General features: G+C 34.0%; 9 protein-coding genes. All 9 read right to left on the bottom strand.

The annotated features are described in order from the left end of the window. Positions 1-261: 261 nt before the first annotated feature. A complete protein-coding gene (locus CRO15_RS09705; RefSeq protein WP_097045591.1) occupies positions 262-1,593 on the bottom strand; it encodes an O-acetylhomoserine aminocarboxypropyltransferase/cysteine synthase family protein in 1,332 nt (443 codons plus the stop codon). A 28-nt stretch (positions 1,594-1,621) separates the two neighbouring features. Continuing rightward, entirely contained in the window at positions 1,622-2,182 is a 561-nt protein-coding gene (locus CRO15_RS09700) for an OsmC family protein (RefSeq protein ID WP_165769942.1), read from the bottom strand. A 21-nt stretch (positions 2,183-2,203) separates the two neighbouring features. Further along, entirely contained in the window at positions 2,204-3,328 is a 1,125-nt protein-coding gene (locus tag CRO15_RS09695) for an NAD(P)H-dependent flavin oxidoreductase (RefSeq protein ID WP_097045589.1), read from the bottom strand. Between the two features lie 30 nt (positions 3,329-3,358). Continuing rightward, positions 3,359-4,483 carry an NAD(P)H-dependent flavin oxidoreductase gene (locus CRO15_RS09690; RefSeq protein ID WP_097045588.1) on the bottom strand — a complete coding sequence of 375 codons (1,125 nt, stop codon included), beginning with the start codon at positions 4,481-4,483 and terminating at the stop codon, positions 3,359-3,361. Between the two features lie 335 nt (positions 4,484-4,818). After that, entirely contained in the window at positions 4,819-5,103 is a 285-nt protein-coding gene (locus CRO15_RS19920; RefSeq protein ID WP_243396938.1) for a GNAT family N-acetyltransferase, read from the bottom strand. Beyond that, a complete protein-coding gene (locus CRO15_RS09680; protein WP_165769941.1) occupies positions 5,104-5,886 on the bottom strand; it encodes a helix-turn-helix domain-containing protein in 783 nt (260 codons plus the stop codon). A gap of 236 nt (positions 5,887-6,122) precedes the next feature. Further along, complete coding sequence (locus CRO15_RS09675; RefSeq protein WP_097045586.1) at positions 6,123-6,569, bottom strand: GNAT family N-acetyltransferase; 447 nt, start codon at positions 6,567-6,569, stop codon at positions 6,123-6,125. Positions 6,570-6,974: 405 nt separating this feature from the next. Continuing rightward, positions 6,975-8,198 carry a MalY/PatB family protein gene (locus tag CRO15_RS09670; RefSeq protein WP_097045585.1) on the bottom strand — a complete coding sequence of 408 codons (1,224 nt, stop codon included), beginning with the start codon at positions 8,196-8,198 and terminating at the stop codon, positions 6,975-6,977. 89 nt (positions 8,199-8,287) lie between these two features. After that, positions 8,288-8,827, bottom strand: coding sequence for an RNA polymerase sigma factor SigZ (gene sigZ, locus CRO15_RS09665; protein ID WP_097045584.1), 540 nt, complete (start codon positions 8,825-8,827; stop codon positions 8,288-8,290). Between the last annotated feature and the right edge of the window lie 26 nt (positions 8,828-8,853).

Genomic DNA, 8,853 nt, shown 5'->3' with positions numbered 1-8,853 from the left:
AAATCCAACCAAGACCAACTCTCCTAAAGCTTCGGCAAGAACAGCATACTAGGGTCGATATCTTGCGCACAGAGCACTTCTGCAACAGCCACGTTGGTTTTATAGGACTCTGCAAGCCTACAAACTTCACTTTTTACTATTGTCCTTGGTTATATAAATGTTATTATGATTTGAGTCATTAAGTCTTTTTTTTTGTATCAAAAAAAGCACTGGTTTAAATACATAAAACCAATGCTTTAGGAATATTTATAATGACCAAAATTAACTTTGAACCAATTCGGTATTTGAAACAAAAGCTTTCTCAAGAGCTTGTTTGATATCATCTTTAATATCATCTATATGCTCAATACCCGCGGAAATACGTAATTGTGTTGGATGTACACCTGATGCCAGCTGTTCAGCTTCACTTAATTGTTGATGTGTGGTTGATGCCGGATGAATAATCAGCGTTCTAGCGTCCCCTACATTTGCCAAATGTGAAATCAATTGTAAAGCATCTGCAAAATTAGCAGCATCCTGTCTATCTCCTTTTAAGGTAAATGTTAGTACACCTCCATAGCCATTATTTAAATACTTGTTAGCCCTTTCATGGTATTTGCTTGAGCTTAGCCCAGGATAATTCACACTTTCAACTAACGGATTCGATTCTAACCACAACGCCAATTCGTATGCATTGTTCATAGTCCGTTCCAAACGTAGTGATAAGGTCTCTAGCCCTTGTAAGAATAGGAATGCATTAAAGGGGCTCATACAGGACCCATAATCCCTTAACCCTTCTACACGGGCTCTAATGATGTAAGCGATGTTAGGCATTCCCATAGCATTTCCTTCTCCAAAAGTGTCCCAAAAATTTAATCCGTGATAGCCTTCTGATGGTTCTGAAAATTGTTTGAATTTTCCATTTCCCCAATTAAAATTTCCACCATCAACTATAACACCTCCCATACTTGTACCATGACCGCCTATCCACTTTGTAGCCGATGCCACCAATACATTTGCACCATGTTTAATAGGACTAGCCACATAACCTGCTGCACCAAAGGTGTTGTCTACTACTAATGGTATATCGTACTTTCTTGCTAAAGCAGCGAATTTTTCGAAATCTGGAACGTTTAATTCTGGGTTTCCGATGGTATCTAAATACAATGCTTTTGTTTTATCATCAATTAAAGCTTCAAAAGCTGCAGGTGTTTCTTCATCTACAAAACGTGCTTCAATACCTAGTCGCTTAAACTGTACTTTAAATTGGTTATATGCGCCTCCGTATAAATGACACGTAGACACAAAGTTATCTCCAGCTTCAAGTATATTACTTAATGCTATAAACTGTGCCGCTTGTCCTGATGATACTGCCATAGCTGCTACACCACCTTCTAATGCAGCAATTCTTTTTTCAAATACATCTACAGTAGGATTTGTAATTCTTGAATAGATGTTTCCAAATTCTTTTAAAGCGAAAAGGTTTGCTCCATGTTCTGAATCTTTGAACGTAAATGCGGTGGATTGATAAATAGGTACTGCACTAGCTCCTGTTGCTGGGTCTGGTTCTTGACCTGCATGTAATTGTAAGGTTTCGAATTTTAAATTTTCCATGATTTTATTTTTTTATGTAATTATTAATTTATGCCGATAAGGCTATTTTTACTGGTACTGGGTTTAGTATCGTATTATAGATAGGTGATTTTTTAGCTAACTCCAATAACTTCATTCTTTCTACAAAGCTCAAATCACCACCTACATCAATTGATACTTTTATTTGTTCATACTCTTTAAGGATACAAGAATCAAGACCTAAAAACCCATTAAGATTTAAATCACCTTCAACTTTTACTGTAACCTCATCTACTCCTATACCGTTTGCAGATGCCAATAACATCATTGATGTTGTAATACAGCTTGCTAACGTGTGTAGCAAGAACTCTGGCGGACTTGGTGCTACATCTGTGCCGTTTAGCACGGTTGGCATATCTGTACTACATACAAAAGGTGATTCCCTTGTCCTATCTTCTTGACAAGCTCCATAAAACCCTTGTATTTGACTTGTGTTTCTTGGACCAGATTCCCATTTGTTTGTTGCTTTGAATTTGAATTCAGCAATTTTAGGATTCCCTTTTAATGCTGTTACTGTGTTCTCTATGGCTTCTAAATCGAAACCATTCAATGTTGTGCTTACTGTTTTCATCATCTTATATTTTGATATTTATTATTTATCTAAAAATTCTTTCCAAATACGTTTGATTAATTCTGCGACCATGGGTAGGTCATTTATATGTCCAACACCTTTCCCAGCATACATGCCTAGTTCTTCAACCTTGCCTGTCATATCTACATTTGGAACATTTCCTTCGTATCTACTAACAGTTACACCATTACTTTTGTAGGTTGCCAACACTTCACCTTCATTAGGCCTGTTTCCTTCTTGAGGACAACCGGCTGCTTCCCATGTTTTAAATGTTTTATTTCGTATAATTCGATGTGTTGCATTACTCCACCCTTTATTTAAACAAACTGTGAAAACAGTGTCTTTAGCCACTGAATTAAGTAAAGCTTCTTTATATTTTGGGTGTGCACCACTTTCCTGAGTGGCTACAAATCGTGATCCCATGACAACGCCTGCAGCTCCAAGTGACAAATATTTATAGATGTCTTCCCCTGTCGCAATTCCTCCTGATGCTACTACTGGAATGTTATCCGCCACAGCTAATACTTCTTTCAAAGCTTCATGTAGTGGTCTTGAAGCATGTACATGACCGCCAGCTTCGGTTCCTTGACAAACAAGATAATCTGCTCCCGCATTGATGGCAGATATTGCACTATCTTCACTAGTCACCTGTATGCCCAAAATAATATTGGCACTCTTAATTTTTTGTATGATTTGTTTGGATGGTATACCCCATGAAAATTGTATGATTCTTATTCCGGATTTTATTGCACTGTCCAAAGCTTTAGGTTCAAAATTCAATACAAAATTTGCATAGAATGAGCCATTCGTAATTTCTTGAACATCTTTAATTCTTTTATGCGAATCCTGAGGAGTGGTCCATGTAAGAGGCAATCCGCCTAAAGCACCAGATTTTGTTACCTCGGATACCAATGCTGTAGTAACAGCACCTGCCGTGGGAGCTTGTATAATTGGGTATTTAATATTTAACAGCTTGGTTAATTTTTTCGTCGCAAGTGAAGGGTAATTGAATTTAGCGTGTTCTTTATCAGTTACTTTTGACATAACTGATTGACCAAAACTACTACCAACCATGCTCGAAGCTGCAATACCCGCGAGTGCTCCTTTTTGAATAAAATTGCGTCTAGAAAATCCGTTACTTGACATTTTTTTGTTTTTAGATTACTAATTAGACTTCTATTGTTGATTGAATTCGCTCCAAATACGCTTTATCAATTCTGCTACTGTTGGAATATCATGTATGTCGCTAACACTTTTACCAGCATAGTTCGCCATCGCTTTTATATCTCCAGCATATTGCTTTCCTGGAGAATTGATGCTGTAGCGTTCCACTTCATAATCTTCCCCAACTTTAACTATGATATCTTTTTCCCCAGGTCTGTTTCCTATAGCAGGACAACCTGCTGATTCCCACATTTCGAATGTTGAGTTTCTTAAAATACGGTGGGTTGTATTTCCAAAACCTTTATCCATGCAAGTTGTAAATACAGTGTCTTCTGCTTTAGCACTTACCAAAGATTTTTTATAAACTTCATGTCCTTGGCTTTCTACGGTGGCAACAAATCTTGACCCCATAACAACACCTGCTGCTCCCATCTGCATATATTCCCGCATTTTATGTCCTGTAGCTATACCGCCTGAAGCAACTACAGGAATATCTCCAGCAACTTTTAAAACACGTTCTAATGCTTCTGCTAATGGTCTTGATGCATGTACATGACCTCCTGCTTCTGTGCCTTGGCAAACCAAATAATCTGCACCTAAATCTAAAGCCGCTTTTGCACTGGCTTCGCTAGTCACTTGAATTCCTAATACTACTTTTGCGACTTTCATTTTAGCGACCATTTCCTTTGTTGGCATGCCCCAAGAAAATTGGATAATAGGGACTCCGTATTTTATAGCATTGTCAAATGCTTTAGGTTCAAAATTCAAAACGAAATTTGCGAAGTAGGAGTTTTTAGTTTTACCTTTTACAGCTTCAATTTGTTTAATTGCAAAATCTGGTTCTGACCAACTTAATGGTAATGCTCCCAAACCTCCATTATTAGAAACTGCCGCTGTAAATGAGCTACTGATAACTCCTGCTGTTGGTGCTTGAATTATAGGAAATTCAATCTTTAAAAGTTTAGTTAGCTTTTTGGCCGCTTTAGATGGATAATGGAATCTTGTCTTTTTATTAGTATTCAATTCTTTTATATCCGACGACTGACCAAAACTACTACCGGATAATGTAGTAGCAGCAATAGTCGCTAGTGTCCCTTTTTGAATGAAATTTCGGCGAGAAAAGTTTTTTGACCTCATAAAAATGATACATTTAGTAGTTAATATGTGTTCAATCCATTACGTTGAACAATCACATTGCAAATGTACCGGGGGGTCATTCCGTTAGGATAGTGTATTAAGTTCTATGAATAGTATAATCGGTCCATAAAGAGTAAACTTATACCTTAGAACTAAAATTTTAGATGAAAATCAGGATTTGTTCAACGAGAATTTTACCTTCTCCACGCCTATAAAAGTCATATACTTTCCTTGAAACACAAAACCAAATTTCTCGTAAAGGGCAGTAGCTGGTTTGTTTGCTAATCCTGTCTCAACAATAACGCATTCTGAAGTATGTAATTTGGTTGAGAACCCTAAAGCTGTTTAGCTATACCTTGCCTGAAATATGAAGGATGAACAACCAAACTACAAATATCTGTTACTTCATCAATTTCAATAACTGCCGCTAAATTGGATTCTTGAAAAAATCCATAAAAATTTGTGGCGCTAGTCTGAAAATCTTTTATCGTTCTTTTTAAGGGTGGAAAATCTTGATAATTAACTTGAAGCAAATTTGCTTCTATTTTATAAGAGGTTTGAAAAACACGATATATGTATCTGTCTATTTCGGTTTCTTTATCATTAAGGCTCTCTATCATTTAAGCATTAAGGGTGTTTCTATAAGCAAGTGGTGTTACGTTTTCATGCTTTTTGAAAACTTTGATAAAATGTGAAGGGTCTTCAAATCCACAATCGTATGCTATTTCATTGATCGTTTTATCCGAGGTTTTTAAGAATTGGGTCGCCAATATTATTTTTTTATTTGCAATCCAACGTCCGGGGCTTTCATTAAATGCGGCTTTAAAACTCCTTTTGAATGTACTTAAACTCATATTAGCCAAAGTCGCATACTCTTCCAACTTCAAATTATACGGATAATTATCCATCATTATTTGTTTAAGTTGTACACTATTTGAAGATTGCAAACTACAGAGATATGATGCAATGTTTTGATGTATGGTAGATGTAAAAATATTAAGCAATAATTCTTCAAACTTTAATTTTATCACACTGACATTTGGGTTATCGTGCGCTTCAAAATACACTTCTAACGATTTCATGTAGGATACTAAAAAATCGTTTATTTCCAATCGCAAAACACCGTCTGAATCTAAATGCTCATTATTCTTTTTATAGGAAAGGTTATCGCTAAATTTTAGCATAAAGTTTTTGATAAAATCATCTGGCATGAATATCATAAGTGCACAGTAATCTTCACTGTGAAATTGGTGGGCAATATTGGCTCCTTTTTTTACAAATAAGGCATCTCCTGCTTTTACCATATATTCATTGCGGTGGGTTTTCCACATTTTCTTCCCATTGGTTACAAATACAAAGTAATTTGCATCTGACCACATACCAAAACGAATCTCTTCGACCATACATTTAAATTCGACAAACAATAATTCGTCGATTGTAAATTTTCTAAATAATTCACACTCTCTTATGTACGTAAAAACATTTGTCATTAAATGGTTGAAATTTATTTCAAATGTAAAAAATATTAACTTTTTTATTGCATATATTTCATTACTTCGAAATTGATCTCAAGATAAATCGTTTAATTAATAAGGTAAAGAGTATACCGCACTTGCCTTTGTTTAGTTTCGCTTACTCCTTATTGAAGTTTTTTATACATATGAAACCCCAATATTTTATGTCCTCGACCAAAATAAAACTTATGGGCTCTATTATTTGCTAAATAGGCATCTAGCTCTATGGATTCATATTTGTTATTTTTGGCCCAAGTTTCTATTAAATTAAGCAGTTGGGTTCCATAACCTTTAGACTGTAAATGAGCATCTATAATGACATTATCGATTGCCAATTGTTTGCCAGAATAGATTTTTATGAATGTCCAACAACCTATCATTCCTATAAGTTTGTCTTCTTTGTAAAATCCAAAACATTGATAGTTATCAAAACCTAACATTTGTGATAATCTATTTCTTAATAGTTCTTCCGTTTTATTTGGATTCAATTGTTTAACAAAATGAATAAGCTTATCCATACTTCTTAACCCCAATCCTTTAATTGCAAATTGATTGATTGTTGTAGTAGTCATAATTTTGCAGTTTTAATGATTTATTTTGAACATTTATATTGCAAAATTATTTCTTAACATGCTTCTTACATGGTACGTATAGTCCTATAAATGGTATATTAAATTCAAATCCCTTCTCACTATGGTAAAAATAAGACTTTTAAGAAAATGGGAATCTTTTTATTTACTGAGAGAACAACATTTGAAAATATTTTTCTTTCATCATTCTAAAATGGACTGATTTATCCGGTTTTGAGCCATTCACCAGGAATTCAGTCAATCTCATCAAACGTTGATTTTATAGGACTAAAATTCTATCTTACTTTTATACGACACTCAAAAAAGCACAATAAACTTCTATGCAAGCTCAAAGCCATATGTTCATTGCAACAGGAAATTATATATTATCATTTTAAAATAAATAATTTAACACGAACAACATTCATTACTCGATTCTTCATCATTATAGGAACAATTTACGCCTTCATCCAACGCTTTTTTTAACTGATGAAAAGCTTGCTGAATTTTGGATAATGGAGAAGCTACATTCATACGCATAAATTGGGTGTGCAAACCTTCAAACCAATCTCCTGGTGTTAAAGCCAATTTTGCTTGGTTCACAACCAAATGCTTTAAAGCAGCATCAGATATATTTAATTTACTAAAATCTAACCAAACTTGGTAAGTTCCTTCAGGTTTAAACAGTGTTACTTCTGGTAATTCATTTTGAACAAAGTTTTCAATCCAATACATGGTTTTTTCAAGATATTCTAATAAATTATCTAACCACTCTTCTCCTTTTGTATAAGCAGCTATTGTTGCGTTTGCAGAGTGTATACTTCCATGGTCTAAATATAAGGAACCAATGATGTGTTTTATCAGATTAAGCGTATCTTGATTTGGTACATATAAATACCCATTAGAAATACTTTGCATACCAAATGTTTTAGCTGGCGAACCTAAAACCGCAATATGGTTTTGATTATTTTCTAGTGAAGCAATACTATTAAAACGAGAACCAGAATACACTATATCTGAATGAATTTCATCACTAATTATCGTAACATCATATTCGTTTGCAAGATGTACTAACTTTTGTAATTCTTCTTTTGTCCATACTCTGCCAATAGGATTATGAGGATTACAAAGTAAAATTGCTTTAATATTCAGCTTTTTTAATTTATGCTCTATATCTTCAAAATCCATTTGATACTGACCATCAACAACTTTTAATTTATTACTAACCACTTTTCTGCCAGCGGATTCAATAACCTTAAAAAACTGGTGATAAACAGGTGTTTGTACTAGTATTCCTTCGCTTTCATCCGACAGCTCTCTAATTAAAACACCTATTCCTGTTAGCACTCCTGAAACTTGTACAAATGATTTAGGGTTTAACTTTAATTGATGACGCTTTAAATTCCAATCTGAAATAGCCTTAAAAACATCTCCAGTATTAAATTCATAGGCATACACATTTCTTGTTACCAATTTTTGCAAAGCTTCTTGTATCGGTTTTGCTATTTCAAAATCCATATCTGCAATCCATAAAGGCATTACGTCTGTAGTACCAAACATGTCCTTTAGATAATTAGGATTACTCTTCGCAAAATTGTGTTCTATTCTGTGTATTGTATCAAATTGATTCATTTTATTCTATTTTAGTTATGGACGTGAATCAAATAAAAAGACGCAAAAAATAATTAAGCACAAGGTTGATTGCAATTGACGTAATCACTTTATTTCTCGTATATTTTTTTTGGATTATAATCAAGAATATCCCCATAAACGTCGGTAGAAATATCACAACATTGTTCACAAGTAGATTTTAGCATCGCTCGTCCTCTTTGCACTCTAGATTTTAATCCTGAATAAGAAATATTCAATCTTTCTGCTATTTCTTTTTGGGGAATATTTTCAATGTCAGATAATATTAATGCTTCTTTATATTTTTGAGGCAAAGAATTTATTACAGGACGAACACACTCTGCCAGTTCAGATGTTAATTTATTCTCATTGAATTCTTCCTCTTCAATAACAATAGATGGGTTATAGAAGTCTACATTTCTAAAATGATTAATGATTTCATTTCTAGTAATTTGATAAATCCAAGAGATTAATTTATCTTTTTGCTTTAAGGTATCATTTTTAGAAAAAACTTTTAAAAAAACATCTTGAACAATGTCTTTTGTAAGTTCAGAATCGTTAACCTTTCCAATAACGAAATTGGTCAATCGGTCATTCATATCATTCCAAACTTCACCTATATCTGCATTCATATTTGTAAAAATAAATCATAGATTTA

Source organism: Flagellimonas pacifica, from assembly GCF_900215465.1.
In the GTDB taxonomy this organism is placed as follows: Bacteria; Bacteroidota; Bacteroidia; order Flavobacteriales; family Flavobacteriaceae; genus Flagellimonas; species Flagellimonas pacifica.
The sequence above is the reverse complement of the archived record's forward strand: the minus strand, read 5'-3'. Positions and strand labels throughout refer to the sequence as shown.